Genomic DNA, 18,196 nt, shown 5'->3' on the forward strand with positions numbered 1-18,196 from the left:
GGATAGCATCTGGCAGCGATGGACACCGACGTACAGCACACGGAGCGCGACCGCTCCTCCGCCCTGGGGACCGCTGATTCCCCGCCGGAGGCGCGGTCGCGCTCCGCGCGCGTACCCACCCGTGCCGCCGGACTGCTGCGGCGGCTCACCCTGCGCCGTGCGGCCGGGCTCGGTGTGGTCATCGGTGCCCTCCTTCTGCTGCTGAGCCACTTCGTCGCCCAGCCCTTCATGATCCCCAGTACCTCGATGGAGCCCGGACTGCAGGTCGGCGACCGGGTGGTGGTGAACAAGCTGGCGTACCGCTTCGGTTCCCGGCCTCAGCGCGGGGACGTCGTCGTGTTCGACGGCACCGGGTCGTTCGTCCAGGAGACGGCCGACCGCGGTGCGTTCGCCGGGTTGGCGCGGGGCACCGCGGCGGCGCTCGGGCTCGCCGAACCGGCCGAGACCGATTTCGTGAAGCGCGTGATCGGCGTGGGCGGCGACCGCGTCAAGTGCTGCGGCAGAGGGGGGAGGCTCGAGGTGAACGGTGTGGCCGTCGACGAGTACTACGTCCACCCCGACGACGCTCCTTCCCGTGTGTCCTTCGACGTCGTCGTGCCCGAGGGCGCGCTGTTCGTGCTGGGGGACCACCGGGACAAGTCCCGTGACTCCCGTGACCACCTCGGGGACCCCGGCGGCGGCATGGTGCCGCTGGACAAGGTCATCGGCCGGGCGGACTGGATCAGCTGGCCGGCCGGACGCTGGTCGACGGTGGAGCCGGCGACCATGACCTTCCACTCCGTGCCGGAACCCGGCGGTGCCCATGGGTAACCGCGGACGGCGGCCTAGCCACCGTGCCGACACCCGCCTGCCCACCGGCACGCGCCCCACCAACGGGACCCGGACCCTGCCGGGGCGTGCGGAACGGCGGCGGCTGGCCCGCAAGGTGAAGCGGCGGCGCCGGCGTTCGGCCGTGAAGGAGATACCGATCCTGATCATGGTGGCGCTGCTGATCGCGCTCGGGCTCAAGACGTTCCTCGTGCAGGCGTTCGTGATCCCGTCGGGCTCGATGGAGCAGACGATCCAGATCGACGACCGGGTCCTGGTGGACAAGCTGACCCCGTGGTTCGGCAAGAAGCCGCAGCGCGGCGATGTCGTGGTGTTCCGGGACCCGGGCGGCTGGCTCCAGCAGGAGCGTACGCCCGTCAAGGAGGACCCGGTCGTGGTCAAGCAGGTCAAACAGGTGCTGACCTTCATCGGGCTGCTTCCGTCCGAGGACGAGCAGGACCTGATCAAGCGGGTCGTGGGCGTCGGTGGGGACACCGTCAAATGCTGCGATACGAACGGTCGTGTCACCGTCAACGACGTCCCCTTGAACGAGCCCTACCTCCATCCCGACAGCGGCCCTTCGACGCTGAGGTTCCAGGTGCGGGTCCCCGACGGGCGGCTCTTCGTGATGGGCGACCACCGGTCCAACTCGGCTGATTCGAGGGCCCATCTGGACGAGGCCTTCGACGGCACGGTCTCCATGGACGGGGTCATCGGCCGGGCCGTCGTGATCGCCTGGCCCTTCGACCACTGGAAGGGACTCGAACAGCGCGGGACGTATGCCTCGGTGCCCGATGCCAGGGGTGCCGCGACAACGGCCGCGGGACAGTCGCCTAGTGTGTCCACTCAGAATCTGAACGCAATGCTCAGCCTCCCGGGTGCCGCGGAACTTCCGCCGGCGATGGGGGTGGTGGGGCTGCACCGGCTCCGCTACGGGGCGTGGCGCGGAGCGAGGAGTGGATGTGGGGGACGTGGCGGTCGAGGCACGATCCGGACCCGAGCGAGACGAGCAGAGGCCCGAGCAGCCTTCCGAGGCTGCTTCCGGGGAAGGGTCCGTTGAGGGTGGCGGCCAGGACTCCGGGGACGGTCAGGGCGCTGGGGCGAGGAAGCAGCGGTCGTTCTGGAAGGAGTTGCCGCTGCTGGTCGGTATCGCGTTGTTGCTGGCGTTGTTGATCAAGACGTTTCTGGTGCAGGCGTTCTCGATTCCGTCGGATTCGATGCAGGACACGCTTCAGCGTGGTGACCGGGTGCTGGTGGACAAGCTGACTCCGTGGTTCGGTGGCGAGCCGGAGCGGGGTGAGGTGGTGGTGTTCCACGATCCGGGCGGTTGGTTGGACGGGGAGCCGACTCCTGAGCCGAATGTGATGCAGCAGTTCCTGAGTTTCATCGGTCTGATGCCGTCGTCCGAGGAGAAGGATCTGATCAAGCGGACGATCGCGGTCGGTGGTGACACGGTGGAGTGCAAGGCCGGTGGTCCCGTGAAGGTGAACGGGAAGGCGCTGGACGAGCCGTACATCTATCCGGGGAACACGCCGTGTGATGATGCGCCGTTCGGGCCGTTGAAGGTGCCCGAGGGCAAGATCTGGGTGATGGGCGACCACCGGCAGAGCTCGCTGGACTCCCGCTACCACATGGAGGACGCCAACAAGGGCTTCGTCCCGGTCGACGAGGTCGTGGGGCGTGCCGTGGTGGTGGCCTGGCCGATCGACCGCTGGTCGGCCCTGCCGGCGCCGGACATCGCCGGATCCGGGCACTGATCGCCGCCGGCGGGCGTTGACTCGTGGGAAGCGCCGAGCGGCCCGGTCCGCCCGGTTGCGCGATGATGGAGAACGGTCCCGCTCGCGGGTGCCGGAGAGACGCTCCGCGGAGCTGGTCGACGGCAGAAGCGACACGCTGACGCAGCGTTCCCGGCCGCTTGGTGAGCACGCTGGGTGACTCAGGGGGCGCACTGTGTCGCGCAGGGCAGGCTCGCTGTCCCAGGAGCCGTTCCGAGAGCCGTCGAACGGCAAGGCGATCGGGGCATGGCAGTAGCCGTGTGGAACTCCCGCTCGTTGTTCGGGGTACTGGGCCAGTGATCGGCGGTGCCCAGAGGGGCAGGCGTTGGCGCAGCAGGCAGCAGATATGAGGAGTGGATGTGAGCGACGTGGCCGTCGGTGCACAGTCTGGACATGGAGACCCCGAGCAGAGGCCCGAGCAGCCTTCCGAGGCTGCTTCCGGGGAAGGGTCCGTTGAGGGTGGCGGCCAGGACTCCGGGGACGGTCAGGGCGCTGGGGCGAGGAAGCAGCGGTCGTTCTGGAAGGAGTTGCCGCTGCTGGTCGGTATCGCGTTGTTGCTGGCGTTGTTGATCAAGACGTTTCTGGTGCAGGCGTTCTCGATTCCGTCGGATTCGATGCAAAACACGCTTCAGCGTGGTGACCGGGTGCTGGTGGACAAGCTGACTCCGTGGTTCGGTGGCGAGCCGGAGCGGGGTGAGGTGGTGGTGTTCCACGATCCGGGCGGTTGGTTGGACGGGGAGCCGACTCCTGAGCCGAATGTGATGCAGCAGTTCCTGAGTTTCATCGGTCTGATGCCGTCGTCCGAGGAGAAGGATCTGATCAAGCGGACGATCGCGGTCGGTGGTGACACGGTGGAGTGCAAGGCCGGTGGTCCCGTGAAGGTGAACGGGAAGGCGCTGGACGAGCCGTACATCTATCCGGGGAACACGCCGTGTGATGATGCGCCGTTCGGGCCGTTGAAGGTGCCCGAGGGCAAGATCTGGGTGATGGGCGACCACCGGCAGAACTCTCGGGACTCCCGCTACCACATGGAGGACGCCAACAAGGGCTTCGTCCCGGTCGACGAGGTCGTGGGGCGTGCCGTGGTGGTGGCCTGGCCGATCGACCGCTGGTCGACCCTGCCGGTACCGGAAACGTTCGACCAGAAGGGTCTTGGCGCGGCCGCGGCGGCCGCGGCACCCGGGGCCGTGGCGGTCGCCGGTGCCCTGCCGCTGGTGATCCGCCGCAGGCGGAGGCTGACCGATCGCCGTACCGCCGGGTAGGGTGCCGACTCGGATCAGCGATTGTCGACTCCTGAGCGGAGGCGCCGGGATGAGCGGAACAGGTGTGATAGCGGGCGGTCACGGTCGCGTCGGCAGTGTGCTGTCGGGGCTGGCCGTGATCGTCGGCTGTGTGCTCTTTCTCGGCGGATTCGGGTGGGGGGCCGTGGCCTACCAGCCCTACACCGTGCCGAGCGAATCCATGTCGCCCTCCATCCTTCCGGGCGACCGGGTGCTCGCCGAGCGCATCGACGGCTCAAAGGTGCGGCGCGGGGACGTCGTGGTCTTCGCCGACAAGACCTGGGGCGAGGCGACCATGCTCAAGCGGGTCGTCGCCGTGGGCGGTGACACCGTCGCCTGCTGTGACGCGCAGGGCAGGCTCACCGTCAACGGCGAGCCGGTCGAAGAACCCTACCTGCGCAACCAGGACAAGGCCTCACCCACGGACTTCAGCGCCGAGATCCCGGAGGGGAAGCTCTTCCTGCTCGGAGACGAGCGCATGGGCTCCCTCGACTCCCGGGAGCACCTCCAGGAAGCGGGACACGGCGCTGTGTCCCGCGACGACGTCAGTGCCCGGGTCGACGCGGTGGTCTGGCCTCTGCCCGGCGGATTCGTCGAACGTCCGCAGGGTTTCGTGGCCCTGCCGGGCGGAGTGTCCCAGCCGGGGCCGGTGAAGCTGATCTTCGCTGCGATCGTGAGCGGTGCGCTGCTGATCCTGGGGGGTGCGGCCTACGGGCCGCTGGCCCGGCGCTTCGGCCGGCGGAAGGCTTCCACGGCGCGTGACCGGGTGACGACGCACGCTTGAGGTCCGGAAAACGCCTGAGGCCGTGTGAGCCTGGCGCACAATAGGGGAACGCACGGCTGAAGGGGAACATGCCATGAGCGCCGAGGACCTCGAGAAGTACGAGACCGAGATGGAGCTGAAGCTCTACCGGGAGTACCGCGATGTCGTCGGACTGTTCAAATACGTGATCGAGACGGAGCGGCGCTTCTACCTCACCAACGACTACGAGATGCAGGTGCACTCGGTGCAGGGCGAGGTGTTCTTCGAGGTCTCGATGGCGGACGCGTGGGTCTGGGACATGTACCGGCCGGCGCGATTCGTGAAGCAGGTCCGCGTGCTCACCTTCAAGGACGTGAACATCGAGGAGCTCAACAAGAGCGACCTCGAACTCCCGAGCGGCTGAGACCGCACCCTCCCGGGTGAGCGAGATATCCACAATGAGCCGGTTGTCCACCGGAATACACCAAGATCCACAAGCGGGGGAGTGACGCGTCAGAGTCGGTGCCGGAGGTGGTGCCGAGATGAACGCGAAACGGGCACTGGGACGCTATGGCGAAGAACTGGCGGCGCGTCGGCTGGTCGACACCGGCATGGTGGTGCTGGCGAGGAACTGGCGTTGCGGGCGGATCGGTGAGATCGACATCGTCGCCCGCGACGGCGACACGGTCGTCATCTGCGAGGTGAAGACCCGCAGGGGAGGGCAATCGCGCCGTTGCGACGGCTCGGGTGGCCCACCCCGCGCGCGCCGGACCGGCCCTTCAGGGGGAGACGCCTTCCAGCATCCGATGGCCTCGATCACCACGACCAAGGCGGACCGGCTCAGACGGCTGGCCGAATGCTGGCTGCACAGAAGCGCGGAGCCCCCGCCACCGGGCGGGGTGCGTATCGATCTCGTCGGGGTGCTGCTGCCTCGGTGCGGTGCGGCGCAGGTCGAGCATGTGCGAGGGGTGGCCTGATGGGATTCGCGCGCACCTGCTCGGTCGCACTGGTCGGTGTGGAGGGCGTGGTCGTCGAGGTCCAGGCAGATCTGGAACCGGGTGTCGCGGCCTTCGCCCTGGTCGGCCTGCCCGACAAGAGCCTTGTGGAAAGCCGCGACCGGGTCAGGGCGGCCATCGTCAACTCCGAAGCCGAGTGGCCGCAGAAGAAGCTCACCGTGGGCCTCAGTCCGGCTTCCGTGCCCAAGAGCGGCAGCGGTTTCGACCTGGCCGTGGCATGCGCCGTGCTCGGTGCCGCTGAGCGCATCGACCCATCGGCGATCGCCGACCTGGTGCTCATCGGCGAGCTGGGCCTGGACGGAAGGGCCCGTCCGGTGCGCGGAGTGCTGCCGGCGGTGCTCGCCGCGGCCGAGGCCGGTTACCGGCAGGTGGTCGTCCCCGAACAGACGGCGGGTGAGGCGGCCCTCGTGCCAGGGGTGTCCGTGCTGGGGGTACGCAGTCTGCGTCAGCTGATCGCCCTGCTGTGCGACGAACCGGTGCCGCAGGAAGAGCCCGACGAGGAGGGGCGACCGGATGCGATGCTCGCCGGGCTGCTGCTGCCCGGAGCCGGGGTCGGCACCGGGCTGGCCGGTGGCGGGTCTCCCGGCGAAGGCCACCCGCCCGACCTGGCGGAGGTGGTGGGGCAGCACGCCGCGCGCGCGGCTCTGGAGGTCGCCGCGGCGGGAGCCCACCACCTGCTGCTCCAGGGACCGCCCGGTGCGGGCAAGACCATGCTGGCGGAGAGGCTTCCCGGGCTGCTCCCTCCGCTGACGAGACGGGAGTCGCTGGAGGTCACGGCCGTCCACTCGGTCGCGGGCATCCTCCCACCGGGTGAACCTCTGGTGCGCGCGGCACCGTATTGCGCGCCCCACCACTCCGCGACCACGCAGTCCCTCGTGGGCGGCGGGCAGGGCCTGCCCCGACCCGGGGCCGTGTCCCTGGCGCACCGGGGTGTGCTCTTCCTGGACGAGGCTCCCGAATTCTCCACCAAGGTCCTCGACGCACTCCGCCAGCCGCTCGAGTCCGGGTACGTGGTCGTGGCCCGCAGCGCCGGTGTGGTGCGGCTCCCCGCCCGGTTCCTGATGGCCCTGGCTGCCAACCCATGCCCATGCGGGCGGCACACCCTGCTGGGCACCGGCTGTGAATGCCCGCCCGCGGTGATCCGCCGCTACCAGGCGCGGTTGTCGGGGCCGCTGCTGGACCGGGTCGATCTGCGCGTCGAGGTGGAGCCGGTGAGCCGCTCCGATCTGCTGGGGCACCGAGGGCACGAAGGGAGGGGCGAGTCAAGTGCGGCGGTCGCCGCCCGCATCCAGGAGGCCAGGGCGAGGGCGGCGGCACGGCTGGACGGCACGCCGTGGAGCGTCAACAGCGAGGTGCCGGGGCATGAACTCCGCATCCGCTGGCAGGTGGCACCCGGCGCACTGGCCGCGGCGGAGCGGGACATGGAGCGGGGGCTGCTCACCGCCCGGGGGATGGACCGGGTGCTCCGGGTGGCCTGGACCGTTGCCGACCTCCGGGGCCACGACCGCCCCGCCGCCGAGGACGTCCAACTGTCGCTGCAACTGCGTACGGGCATCGCCCGGGGTGTTCCGACCGTCGGCGGGGTCCGGCTGTGAAGGCACCGGCGGCAGCCGGGTCCGGCGCCGAGGAGCGGTTGGCGCGTGCCGCGTTGACCAGGGTCGTCGAACCGGGTGATGAACACTCCGGGCGGTGGCTGCGGGAACACGGCCCGGTGGAGCTGATGGAGCGGCTGCGCGCCGGTGAGCGCCTCGATGCCCCGCCGGCCGGGCCGGGGAAGCGGCGGATCGAGGGGTACCGGACCCGAGCCCGGGCCGCGCATCCCGAGCGGGATCTCGATGCGATGACGGTGCTCGGCGGCCGCTTCGTCTGCCCCGGCGATCCGGAATGGCCCACCCAGCTGGATGACCTCGGTGACCGCAGGCCTGTGGGTCTGTGGCTGAGGGGCGGCGCCGATCTGCGGATATGGGCCTTGCGTTCGGTCGCGGTGGTGGGTGCGCGGGCCTGCACCCCTTATGGCGCCCATGTCGCGGGGAGCCTCGGCTCCGGGCTCGCCGAGCGCGGCTGGGTCGTTGTCTCCGGAGCGGCCCATGGGGTCGACGGTGCGGCACACCGTGGTGCTCTTGCGTCCGGGGGAGCGACCGTTGCCGTGCTCGCCTGCGGGGTCGATGTGGCCTATCCCCGGGCGCATACGGGGCTGATCGGCCGTATCGCCGAACAGGGTCTTGTGGTCGCGGAGTTGCCCCCGGGTGCCCACCCCACGCGCGGCAGGTTCGTGCTGCGGAACCGGGTGATCGCCGCCCTTACCCGGGGCACGGTCGTCGTGGAGGCCGAACTCCGCAGCGGCTCACTGGTCACCGCCCGCGCCGCCGAGCGGCTCGGCCGCTGCACCATGGGCGTACCGGGCCCGGTGACCAGTGGGCTCTCCGCGGGAGTGCATGAGCTTCTGCGGGCGGACGCGGTGCTGGTGACCGACGCCGACGAGGTGGTCGAGGTGGTCGGGGACATCGGCGAGCTCGCGCCTGTACGACGCGGTCCGGTGCTCGCGCGGGACCTCCTGGGGCCCGTGGCGAGCGGAATCCTGGAAGTCTTCCCGGCACAGGGTCGCCTGGACGGGCGGGAGATCGCCCTCAGGTCCGGGACCGCTCCGGATGAAGCCCTCGGCAGGCTGTACGAACTCCAGTCGCTCGGATTCGTGGAACGGCAGGGCTCCGGCTGGGAGTTGACGAAGGGCGGGCGGCAGCCGTCGAACTCCCGGCGAGGCGGTGCTTGACCTGGGGCATTCGGGTGAAAGGGTGATGCCGACGGCCCGCGCCGCGCCCCCGAGGCTCCCCTGGACAGCGATGCGGACGGCGATGGGCCGCCGTTCGAAGGCCTGCCCGATGCCCCCTACCCCGCGCAGCGCGATCCGCCGCCCTTCGCGCACCGCAACCGTACAGTCACGCTACGCTCCAGGTCCCCCCGTCAGCCGACCCCTATCGACGATCCCTTCACACCCCACAGCAGAACGGCTCAAGGCAACGCATGCCCCAGCACACCTCCGGGTCTGACCGCGCGGCAGTGCCGCCCGCCGCCCGTGGCCCTGTGCGCCCGCCCGCGCCCTCGTCTCTCGACGAGTTGTGGCGGTCGTACAAGGCCACCGGCGACGGGCGGCTCCGGGAGCAGCTGATCCTGCACTACTCACCCCTGGTCAAGTACGTCGCGGGACGGGTGAGCGTCGGACTGCCGTCGAACGTGGAGCAGGCCGACTTCGTCTCCTCCGGCGTCTTCGGTCTCATCGACGCCATCGAGAAGTTCGACATCGAGCGGTCGATCAAGTTCGAGACATACGCGATCACCCGCATCCGGGGTGCCATGATCGACGAGTTGCGGGCGCTGGACTGGATCCCGCGCTCCGTCCGGCAGAAGGCCCGAGCCGTGGAGCGCGCCTACGCCACGTTGGAGGCACAGCTGCGGCGCACGCCGTCCGAGAGTGAAGTCGCCGAGGAGATGGGCATCGGGCTCGAGGAACTGCATGCCGTCTTCAGCCAGTTGTCCCTCGCCAACGTGGTGGCCCTGGAGGAGTTGCTGCATGTCGGGGGCGAGGGCGGTGAGCGGCTCAGTCTGATGGACACCCTGGAGGACACGGCGGCCGACAACCCGGTCGAGGTCGCGGAGGACCGGGAGCTGAGACGGCTCCTCGCACGCGCGATCAACACCCTCCCGGACCGTGAGAAGACCGTCGTCACGCTGTACTACTACGAGGGCCTCACCCTCGCCGAGATCGGCAACGTCCTCGGTGTCACCGAGAGCCGGGTCAGCCAGATCCACACCAAGTCGGTGCTCCAGCTCCGGGCGAAGCTCGCGGACGTCGGCCGCTGACGCGTGCCCGCGCGCATTCACGGCAGCCGGGCCGATTCGGTCGTCCGTATCCGTCGGGCCCACGCCACCCGTACAGTGGTCGGGTGCCAAGGATTCGAGCGGCCTCCGTGGCCGAGCACCGGACCATGCAGCGCGGCGCCCTGCTGGATGCCGCGCGATCCCTGTTGTCCGAAGGCGGTACGGAGGCGCTGACCTTCCCCGCTCTCGCCGAACGCACCGGGCTCGCCAGGTCCTCCGTCTACGAGTACTTCCGGTCACGGGCCGCAGTGGTCGAGGAACTGTGCGCCGTCGACTTCCCCGTCTGGGCCGCCGAGGTCGAAGCCGCCATGGAGCGGGCCGCGACCCCCGAGGGAAAGGTCGAGGCCTATGTCCGGCGGCAACTCACTCTGGTCGGAGACCGGCGTCACAGGGCCGTGGTCGCCATCTCCGCGAGCGAGCTGGACGACGGGGCGCGCGAGAAGATCCGCGCCGCGCACGGCGGTCTGGTCGCGATGATCGTCCAGGCCCTTGACGCACTCGGCCATCAGCAGCCCCGCCTTGCCGCGATGCTGCTCCAGGGCATCGTGGACGCGGCGGTCCGCCGCATCGAGCTCGGTGCCGCCGAGGATCCGACCGAGATCTCCGAAGCCGCCGTGTCCATGGCGCTGCGCGGTGTCCGCGGACACTGACCGACCACGGCACGCGCCCCTCCGGGCGGGCCGGTCCGCGCGGGGCCCCGGGCGGCCGAACCGCCGGCAGGGCAAGGGCGACCGCCTGCGGCACCCCGCCCCCGGCGGGCACCGGACGCACGGCAGCGCTCGGTCGGACGCCGCTCCCCGCGCCGGTCAGCGGCATCCCGAACACCGGAAGCAGCCGGGATGGACCACGCCGCAGCTCGGACGGCGGCAGCAGGGACAGCGGATCGAGATACCCGTCCCCGCGTCGCAGCCCCCAGTGCAGACACCCCTGCGCGCAATGCGAAGGCCCCGCCGCACGGACCGCCACCACCTCGCCCCCGACCACCTCGGTGCCCGCGGCCACCAGCGGGCGCACCGGTTCGTAGGTGGTGCGCAGCGGAGGCACCCCGGTGCCCGGCAGGATGATCGAGAGCACCCCGCGCGCCGCCACCGGCCCCGCGAACGACACCCGTCCCGCCACCACCGCCCGCACCACCGCGCCGGGTGGTGCGGCCAGATCGACCCCGCGATGCCCGGGTCCGTACGGCCCGGCCGGCGGCTCGAAGCCCCGGACGATCACCGGCCGCTGCTGTCCCGCCTGCCGAACCGGCCAGGTCCCGACCGGTTCCCCGGCCCAGGCCACGGCCCCCGTGCTCACCCAGCCCGCCCACCCGAACACCGCTGCGGCGAGCGCCCGGGCGACCGGCGCGGCCCTCGTGTTCTGCGCTACGCATCTCATGCCCTGACGGTGCCGGACCCGCGCCGATCTCGCTGATCATGGCCGGGATCTGTGGACAACCGCCCGGTTGTGGACAGTGCCGTCACCCGGCACTGCGCGGGTCCCGTACACTTCTTCTGGCGATCCGGGCCACCGGGTCGACTTCGCACGCCCCGCCACCACCCCTTTCATTCGGTCGGTGGTCGCGCCCCTCGGTCCTCGCGGCACGGCGCGCCGGGGCGTCAGGACACAACCGAGAAACTCAAGGAGATACGGCCATGGCCGTCGTCACGATGCGGGAGCTGCTGGAGAGCGGCGTCCACTTCGGTCACCAGACCCGTCGCTGGAACCCGAAGATGAAGCGCTTCATCTTCACCGAGCGCAACGGCATCTACATCATCGACCTGCTCCAGTCGCTGTCGTACATCGACCGCGCCTACGAGTTCGTCAAGGAGACCGTCGCCCACGGCGGTTCCATCATGTTCGTCGGCACCAAGAAGCAGGCCCAGGAGGCCATCGCCGAGCAGGCGACCCGCGTCGGGATGCCGTACGTCAACCAGCGCTGGCTGGGCGGCATGCTCACCAACTTCTCCACCGTCTACAAGCGCCTCCAGCGTCTGAAGGAGCTTGAGGCGATCGACTTCGAGGATGTGGCCGCCTCCGGCCTCACCAAGAAGGAGCTCCTGGTCCTCTCCCGCGAGAAGGCCAAGCTGGAGAAGACCCTTGGTGGTATCCGCGAGATGCAGAAGGTGCCGAGCGCCGTCTGGATCGTCGACACCAAGAAGGAGCACATTGCCGTCGGTGAGGCGCGCAAGCTCAACATCCCGGTCGTCGCGATCCTCGACACCAACTGCGACCCCGACGAGGTCGACTACAAGATCCCGGGCAACGACGACGCGATCCGCTCCGTCACCCTGCTCACCCGTGTGATCGCCGACGCCGTCGCCGAGGGCCTCATCGCCCGCTCCGGCGTTGCCGCCGGTGACTCGAAGCCGGGCGACAAGGCCGCGGGCGAGCCGCTGGCCGAGTGGGAGCGCGACCTGCTCGAGGGCGAGAAGAAGGCCGACGAGACCCCGGCTGCCGAGGCCGAGGTCGCCACCGAGGCCGAGAAGCCGGCCGAGGCCGCTGCCGAGGCTCCGGCCGCGGACGCCGAGCAGGCCTGACACCTCAGCCTCAGGTTCGGAAGTTGACGGCGGGGGCCCGAGAAGCCCCCGCCGTCGACCCGTAGATCGTTCGACTCTTCGACTTCAGAGAGATTCACAGACATGGCGAACTACACCGCCGCTGACGTAAAGAAGCTCCGCGAGCTCACCGGCGCGGGCATGATGGACTGCAAGAAGGCCCTGGACGAGGCCGACGGCAACGTCGACAAGGCCGTCGAGGCGCTGCGCATCAAGGGCCAGAAGGGCGTCGCCAAGCGTGAGGGCCGCTCCGCCGAGAACGGCGCCGTGGTCTCCCTGATCGCCGACGACAACGCCTCCGGTGTCATCGTCGAGCTGAAGTGTGAGACGGACTTCGTCGCCAAGGGCGACAAGTTCCTCGCCGTCGCCAACGCGCTGGCCGCCCACGTCGCCGCCACCAAGCCCGCCGACATCGAGGCGCTTCTCGCGTCCGAGATCGAGTCCGGCAAGACCGTCCAGGCGTACGTGGACGAGGCCAACGCCAACCTCGGCGAGAAGATCGTCCTGGATCGCTTCGCCCAGTACTCCGGTGCCTACGTCACCGCTTACATGCACCGCACCATGCCCGACCTGCCCCCGCAGATCGGTGTGCTGGTCGAGCTCGACAAGCCGAACGCCGAGATCGCCAAGGGCGTCGCGCAGCACATCGCCGCCTTCGCGCCGAAGTACCTCTCCCGTGAGGACGTCCCGGCCGAGGTCGTCGAGACCGAGCGCCGTGTCGCCGAGGAGACCACTCGCGCCGAGGGCAAGCCCGAGGCCGCCCTCCCGAAGATCGTCGAGGGTCGTATCAACGGCTTCTTCAAGGACGCGACCCTGCTGGGTCAGCCGTACGCGCTCGACAACAAGAAGTCCGTCCAGCAGATCCTGGACGAGGCCGGTGTCACCCTGAAGCGCTTCTCGCGCATCAAGGTCGGCATCTGAGCCGGTACGCGAGCTACACGGGAGCCCGATAGGGTTTTCCCAGCAGTCGTAGGCCGCTTGGACGCCGGACGACGACCGCAGATCTGACGAGGAGGCCATTGCCGCAGGGACACCAGGACCCACCGGCAGTGGCCTTCTTCGTATGTGCACGAGGAGATCTCCATGAACAAGGGCGCGGACGCCAACCAGGCTGCCGACAAGAGCGACCACACCGGCACGAAGGCCGGCCGCTTCATGCTGAAGCTGTCCGGTGAAGCCTTCTCGGGCGGCACCGGTCTGGGCGTCGATCCCGACGTCGTACACGCCATCGCGCGGGAGATCGCCGCGGTCGTCCGTGACGGAGCGCAGATCGCGGTCGTCATCGGCGGCGGCAACTTCTTCCGTGGAGCCGAGCTCCAGCAGCGCGGTATGGACCGGGCCCGCTCCGACTACATGGGCATGCTCGGCACCGTGATGAACTGCCTCGCCCTCCAGGACTTCCTGGAGAAGGAGGGCATCGACTCCCGGGTCCAGACCGCCATCACCATGGGCCAGGTCGCGGAACCGTACATCCCGCTCCGAGCCGTGCGACACCTGGAGAAGGGCCGCGTCGTGATCTTCGGCGCCGGTATGGGCATGCCGTACTTCTCCACCGACACCACCGCCGCCCAGCGTGCCCTGGAGATCGACGCCGAGGCGCTCCTCATGGGCAAGAACGGTGTCGACGGGGTCTATGACTCCGACCCGAAGGCCAACCCGGACGCGGTGAAGTTCGACGCGCTGGAGTACGGCGAGGTGATCGCCCGCGACCTGAAGGTGGCCGACGCCACCGCCGTCACCCTCTGCCGCGACAACTCGCTGCCGATCCTCGTCTTCGAACTGCTCGCCGCGGGCAATATCGCGCGGGCCGTCCGGGGTGAGAAGATCGGCACGCTGGTGAGCGACCAGGGCACCCGGGGCTGACCCGGTCCGTCCTCCCCCGTGAGGGGCGGGACGGACGAAGCCCTGCCGGTCGGACACCGCGCAGGGGAACACGACGCCAGGTTTCACCGGCTTCGTACGCGTAACGCGCGCACTCGAAAACCGGACTCGTGAGCGCAGTCGTCACGCGGATTCGTAGAGTGAACCGTCACATGTACACGCCGGGCCTACTCAAGACACGCAGGAGCAAGTGGTGATCGAAGAGACCCTCCTCGAAGCCGAGGAGAAGATGGAGAAGGCCGTCGTGGTCGCCAAGGAGGACTTCGCCGCGATCCGCACCGGGCGTGCGCACCCGGCGATGTTCAACAAGATCGTGGCCGACTACTACGGTGCGCTGACGCCGATCAACCAGCTGGCCTCGTTCTCGGTGCCCGAGCCGCGGATGGCCGTGGTGACCCCGTTCGACAAGAGCGCGCTGCGCAACATCGAGCAGGCGATCCGGGACTCCGACCTGGGCGTCAACCCCAGCAACGACGGCAACATCATCCGGGTGGTGTTCCCCGAGCTCACCGAGGAGCGCCGCCGCGACTACATCAAGGTCGCCAAGGGCAAGGCCGAGGACTCCCGGATCTCGATCCGCTCCGTGCGCCGCAAGGCCAAGGAAACCATCGACAAGCTGATCAAGGACGGCGAGGTCGGCGAGGACGAGGGCCGCCGGGCCGAGAAGGAGCTGGACGACACCACCGCGAAGTACGTGGCACAGGTGGACGAGCTGCTCAAGCACAAGGAATCCGAGCTGCTCGAGGTCTGATGAACGACTCCTCCTGGGGAGCCCCGCCGAGTGCGGGCTACAGCCCCGACTACTGGGGGCCGCCCGACCAGCGGGCCGCCTCGGCGGGTCCCGCTTACGATGTGCATGACGCCCGGCAGACGCGGCCCATGCCTGTCGTGCCGGACGTTCCCGAAACAGGTAGAGACGCAGAAGACCGCGACGACCGCATCCGGGGGGCCGCTCGATGGAGTGGCTCCCCGGTCCGCGAAGAGATGCCGCAGGAGCCCATGCCCATCCCCCCGCCGTCTGCGGCTTCCGAGCCGCCGCAGCCTTCACAGCCGCCGCAGAAGAAGCGGGCCGGCCGGGATCTGCGGGCGGCCATAGGCGTCGGTGTCGGGCTCGGCGCGGTGATCATCGCGTCGCTGTTCATCGTCAAGGCTGTTTTCGTGGCGGTGATCGCGGCTGCCGTGGTCGTCGGTCTGTGGGAGCTGACCTCGCGCCTCAAGGAGCGCAAGGGGATCAACGCGCCCCTGGTGCCGCTCGCGGTGGGCGGTGCCTGGATGGTCGTGGCCGGCTACGCGCGCGGCGCGGAGGGCGCGTGGGTGGCCACGGCGTTCACCGCGTTGGCCGTGCTGGTCTGGCGGATGACCGAATCCCCGGACGGTTATCTCAAGGATGTGACGGCTGGGCTCTTCGCCACGTTCTACGTGCCGTTCCTGGCCACGTTCGTGTCGATGATGCTCACCGCCGGCGACGGGCCCCAGCGGGTGTTCACCTTCCTGCTGCTGACCGTGGTCAGTGACACCGGGGCATATGCGATCGGCTGGCGTTTCGGCAAGCACAAGCTGGCGCCCCGCATCAGCCCCGGGAAGACCCGCGAGGGCCTGTTCGGCGCCGTGGCCTTCGGGATGGGCGCCGGTGCGCTCTGCGTGCCGCTGCTGATCGACGGCGGCACCTGGTGGCAGGGAGTGCTGCTGGGTCTGGCGATCGCCGCGAGCGCCACCCTGGGCGACCTCGGCGAGTCGATGATCAAGCGCGACCTCGGCATCAAGGACATGGGCACGCTACTGCCGGGGCACGGAGGCATCATGGACCGCCTTGACTCGCTGCTGCCGACCGCACCGGTCGCGTGGCTGCTGTTCGTGCTGTTCGTCGGCGCAGGCTGACGAACACGTCATACGACGAAGTGGGCCCACCCCGGCATCGCCGGGGTGGGCCCACTTCGTCATCTGTCCTGACCTCGCAGTCCGACGTTCAGCCGACGGGACGCTTGGCGCCCTCCTCATCGGAGTCGGGCTTGAGCACCCGGGCTCCCAGTACGCCGATGACGATCAAGGCGATGCCCAGCCACATCGTGTCCTCCACGATCAGGACGACGATGCCCACCGGAATCAGCAGTCCGACCAAGGGGAAGAGGAACCCGCTCGCCGTCGGTAGGTCATCGCTGCCGCGTGCCCTGGCACGCACGCGGTCCGGGTACCACTCGGTGAAGCGGATCGCGATGATGATCGCCAGGATGGGGACGATCCACGAGGTCCAGATGTTGTCCGGCTCGCGGATGACGAGATCGCCGACACCGCCCGACACGGCGGCCGTCAGGAATATGAGCCCCCAGACTGCCGTGATCAGGTAATTGGTCCGCATGAAGGCCGGGGTGTCCCAGTACTGGCGGTCCACCTGCTCGCGTGCGTACTGCACCGTGAAGGGCACCCGGGCCGCCATGGAGCCGAAGGCGATGACCGCGAGGGCGACATTGGCCACCTCGTCGGCGTACGTCTCCAGCCACTGGTGCGTGCCCTCGCTCGCGGTCGCGCCGATGATCGCCAGCACCGCGAAGAAGACCACGTCCGCGACTTCGAGGATCTTGAACGAGGTGCCCGGGTGCAGCAGCCTGCCGAGCACGACGAAGACGATCGAGATCCCGAGGGAGATCAGCACCGCGATCTCGAAGCGCCCAGGGCCGGAGAGGACGGCGAAGAGGATCCACGGCGCCATCCCCACGACCGGCTGCTCCAGGAAGCCCGCGAGCCACCTGCCCACTGCGGAATCGGCCACGGCTGCCATGGGCGCGCCCCTCGGGACTACGACGACGTGTGGAATTCCAGCCTGACCCCGAAGGGGCGATCCCGCGATAGCGGATCGTCGCCGGGAGGCGGCGCCCTGTTCCACGGCGGTGGGGACCGGTTCCATAGCGGTGGGGACCGGTTCCATGGCGGTGGGGACCGGCTCCACTCCTGCATGGAGCCCGCGGCGTCGCAGGACTCTCGCGCGTGGCAGGCGATGACTACGACCAGGCGGCGACCCGGCCGATGTCAGGATCTCCTGATCTCCTGATCTCCTGATCGCCGGGCCGTCCGGTGGCTGTCCAAGGCGATTCGGCGGCCCGCGAGGCCCGATGTCACGCTCGTCCGAGGCTTCGGGCGCAGGTCATGAAATTCGATCTGCGACACTGGTACGGCCATGCCTAAGCCCGGAGAACTCACTTTCGTCGCGCCTCGCGGAGCCAAGAAGCCCCCGCGGCACCTCGCCGACCTCTCGCCCGCCGAGCGCAAGGACGCGGTGGCCGCGATCGGAGAGAAGCCGTTTCGCGCGAAGCAGCTGTCCCAGCACTACTTCGCGCGGTACGCGCACGACCCCGTCCAGTGGACCGACATCCCGGTGGCGTCCCGGGAGCGCCTCGCCGCAGAGCTGCTGCCCGATCTGATGTCGGTCGTCCGGCATATCTCATGCGACGACGACACCACCCGCAAGACACTGTGGCGGTTGCACGACGGCACGCTGGTCGAGTCTGTGCTGATGCGCTACCCGGACCGGGTCACCATGTGTATCTCCTCGCAGGCCGGCTGCGGGATGAACTGTCCGTTCTGCGCGACCGGTCAGGCGGGCCTGGACCGCAACCTGTCGACCGCCGAGATCGTGCACCAGATCGTGGACGGTATGCGGGCGCTGCGCGACGGGGAGGTCCCCGGCGGACCCGCGCGGCTCAGCAACATCGTCTTCATGGGCATGGGTGAGCCGCTCGCCAACTACAACCGGGTCGTCGGAGCCATCCGCCGGCTGACCGATCCCGAGCCGGACGGCCTCGGGCTCTCGCAGCGCGGCATCACCGTCTCCACCGTCGGTCTGGTCCCGGCGATGCTGCGGTTCGCCGACGAGGGCTTCAAGTGCCGGCTCGCCGTGTCACTGCACGCACCCGACGACGAGCTGCGCGACACCCTCGTGCCGGTGAACACCCGCTGGAAGGTGCGGGAGGTGCTGGACGCCGCCTGGGAGTACGCGGAGAAGTCCGGCCGCCGGATCTCCATCGAGTACGCCCTCATCCGGGACATCAACGACCAGGCGTGGCGCGGAGACCTGCTGGGACGGCTGCTCAAGGGCAAGCGGGTGCATGTCAACCTGATCCCGCTGAATCCCACCCCGGGTTCCAAGTGGACCGCCTCCCGTCCCGAGGACGAGAAGGCGTTCGTCGAGGCGATCGCCGCTCATGGGGTGCCGGTCACCGTGCGCGACACCCGGGGTCAGGAGATCGACGGGGCCTGCGGGCAGCTCGCCGCGTCCGAGCGCTGAGCC

General features: G+C 69.5%; 18 protein-coding genes and 2 pseudogenes. 18 read left to right on the forward strand and 2 right to left on the reverse strand.

The annotated features are described in order from the left end of the window. Positions 1 to 18: 18 nt before the first annotated feature. The 11 genes and pseudogenes from lepB (V1460_RS08970) to V1460_RS09020 all read left to right on the forward strand — a co-directional run bounded on the left by lepB (V1460_RS08970) (position 19) and on the right by V1460_RS09020 (position 10,146). Positions 19 to 810 (forward strand): signal peptidase I, encoded by a 792-nt coding sequence (lepB, locus tag V1460_RS08970; RefSeq protein ID WP_338673196.1) that lies wholly within the window; start codon positions 19 to 21, stop codon positions 808 to 810. Next, the gene (gene lepB / locus V1460_RS08975; RefSeq protein ID WP_338673197.1) at positions 803 to 1,867 is read left to right on the forward strand and encodes a signal peptidase I; all 1,065 of its coding nucleotides are present in this window, start codon (positions 803 to 805) and stop codon (positions 1,865 to 1,867) included. The genes lepB (V1460_RS08970) and lepB (V1460_RS08975) overlap by 8 nt, the downstream gene beginning before the upstream one ends. Continuing rightward, positions 1,779 to 2,543, forward strand: a pseudogene (gene lepB, locus V1460_RS08980) (signal peptidase I); the annotation flags it as partial. The gene lepB (V1460_RS08975) and the pseudogene lepB (V1460_RS08980), both read left to right, overlap by 89 nt. A 407-nt stretch (positions 2,544 to 2,950) precedes the next feature. Continuing rightward, positions 2,951 to 3,844 carry a signal peptidase I gene (lepB, locus tag V1460_RS08985; protein WP_338677979.1) on the forward strand — a complete coding sequence of 298 codons (894 nt, stop codon included), beginning with the start codon at positions 2,951 to 2,953 and terminating at the stop codon, positions 3,842 to 3,844. A 49-nt stretch (positions 3,845 to 3,893) separates the two neighbouring features. Then, positions 3,894 to 4,646, forward strand: a complete 753-nt coding sequence (gene lepB, locus V1460_RS08990; protein WP_338673199.1) for a signal peptidase I — start codon at positions 3,894 to 3,896, stop codon at positions 4,644 to 4,646. Between the two features lie 73 nt (positions 4,647 to 4,719). After that, positions 4,720 to 5,028 (forward strand): DUF2469 domain-containing protein, encoded by a 309-nt coding sequence (locus V1460_RS08995; protein ID WP_003993268.1) that lies wholly within the window; start codon positions 4,720 to 4,722, stop codon positions 5,026 to 5,028. Between the two features lie 118 nt (positions 5,029 to 5,146). Further along, a complete protein-coding gene (locus V1460_RS09000; RefSeq protein WP_338673200.1) occupies positions 5,147 to 5,581 on the forward strand; it encodes a YraN family protein in 435 nt (144 codons plus the stop codon). Further along, on the forward strand, positions 5,581 to 7,215 hold the full coding sequence (locus V1460_RS09005; RefSeq protein ID WP_338673201.1) for an ATP-binding protein: 1,635 nt from the start codon (positions 5,581 to 5,583) through the stop codon (positions 7,213 to 7,215). The genes V1460_RS09000 and V1460_RS09005 overlap by 1 nt, the downstream gene beginning before the upstream one ends. Continuing rightward, on the forward strand, positions 7,212 to 8,390 hold the full coding sequence (dprA, locus tag V1460_RS09010) for a DNA-processing protein DprA (protein WP_338673202.1): 1,179 nt from the start codon (positions 7,212 to 7,214) through the stop codon (positions 8,388 to 8,390). Before V1460_RS09005 ends, dprA begins: the two co-directional genes overlap by 4 nt. 251 nt (positions 8,391 to 8,641) lie before the next feature. Beyond that, positions 8,642 to 9,478 carry an RNA polymerase sigma factor WhiG gene (whiG, locus tag V1460_RS09015; protein ID WP_338673204.1) on the forward strand — a complete coding sequence of 279 codons (837 nt, stop codon included), beginning with the start codon at positions 8,642 to 8,644 and terminating at the stop codon, positions 9,476 to 9,478. A gap of 107 nt (positions 9,479 to 9,585) precedes the next feature. Next, positions 9,586 to 10,146 (forward strand): helix-turn-helix domain-containing protein, encoded by a 561-nt coding sequence (locus tag V1460_RS09020; RefSeq protein WP_338677980.1) that lies wholly within the window; start codon positions 9,586 to 9,588, stop codon positions 10,144 to 10,146. A gap of 289 nt (positions 10,147 to 10,435) precedes the next feature. On the opposite strand, the pseudogene V1460_RS36250 reads toward V1460_RS09020, so the two are convergent. Continuing rightward, positions 10,436 to 10,630 (reverse strand): annotated as a pseudogene (locus V1460_RS36250) (hypothetical protein); the annotation flags it as partial. Between V1460_RS36250 and V1460_RS36255 the strand changes: the two are divergent. From V1460_RS36255 to V1460_RS09050, 6 genes are all read left to right on the forward strand, one after another. Further along, the gene (locus tag V1460_RS36255) at positions 10,545 to 10,880 is read left to right on the forward strand and encodes a hypothetical protein (RefSeq protein WP_407077425.1); all 336 of its coding nucleotides are present in this window, start codon (positions 10,545 to 10,547) and stop codon (positions 10,878 to 10,880) included. The pseudogene V1460_RS36250 and the gene V1460_RS36255 overlap by 86 nt on opposite strands. A 250-nt stretch (positions 10,881 to 11,130) precedes the next feature. Beyond that, positions 11,131 to 12,015, forward strand: a complete 885-nt coding sequence (rpsB, locus tag V1460_RS09030) for a 30S ribosomal protein S2 (protein WP_338673205.1) — start codon at positions 11,131 to 11,133, stop codon at positions 12,013 to 12,015. A 102-nt stretch (positions 12,016 to 12,117) separates the two neighbouring features. Next, positions 12,118 to 12,954, forward strand: a complete 837-nt coding sequence (gene tsf / locus V1460_RS09035) for a translation elongation factor Ts (protein WP_338673206.1) — start codon at positions 12,118 to 12,120, stop codon at positions 12,952 to 12,954. A gap of 162 nt (positions 12,955 to 13,116) precedes the next feature. Next, positions 13,117 to 13,896 (forward strand): UMP kinase, encoded by a 780-nt coding sequence (pyrH, locus tag V1460_RS09040; protein WP_338673207.1) that lies wholly within the window; start codon positions 13,117 to 13,119, stop codon positions 13,894 to 13,896. A gap of 211 nt (positions 13,897 to 14,107) precedes the next feature. After that, the gene (frr, locus tag V1460_RS09045) at positions 14,108 to 14,665 is read left to right on the forward strand and encodes a ribosome recycling factor (protein WP_338673209.1); all 558 of its coding nucleotides are present in this window, start codon (positions 14,108 to 14,110) and stop codon (positions 14,663 to 14,665) included. Further along, positions 14,665 to 15,792, forward strand: a complete 1,128-nt coding sequence (locus V1460_RS09050; protein WP_338673210.1) for a phosphatidate cytidylyltransferase — start codon at positions 14,665 to 14,667, stop codon at positions 15,790 to 15,792. Before frr ends, V1460_RS09050 begins: the two co-directional genes overlap by 1 nt. A gap of 88 nt (positions 15,793 to 15,880) precedes the next feature. On the opposite strand, the gene V1460_RS09055 is transcribed toward V1460_RS09050, so the two are convergent. Beyond that, positions 15,881 to 16,690, reverse strand: coding sequence for a hypothetical protein (locus tag V1460_RS09055; RefSeq protein WP_338673211.1), 810 nt, complete (start codon positions 16,688 to 16,690; stop codon positions 15,881 to 15,883). A 396-nt stretch (positions 16,691 to 17,086) separates the two neighbouring features. Here V1460_RS09055 and rlmN point away from each other — a divergent pair, with 396 nt between their 5' ends. Further along, positions 17,087 to 18,193: a 23S rRNA (adenine(2503)-C(2))-methyltransferase RlmN gene (rlmN, locus tag V1460_RS09060; protein ID WP_338673213.1), complete on the forward strand. Its 1,107-nt coding sequence runs from the start codon at positions 17,087 to 17,089 to the stop codon at positions 18,191 to 18,193. Positions 18,194 to 18,196 lie beyond the last annotated feature (3 nt).

It is taken from the genome of Streptomyces sp. SCSIO 30461 (assembly GCF_037023745.1).
Lineage (GTDB): Bacteria > Actinomycetota > Actinomycetes > Streptomycetales > Streptomycetaceae > Streptomyces.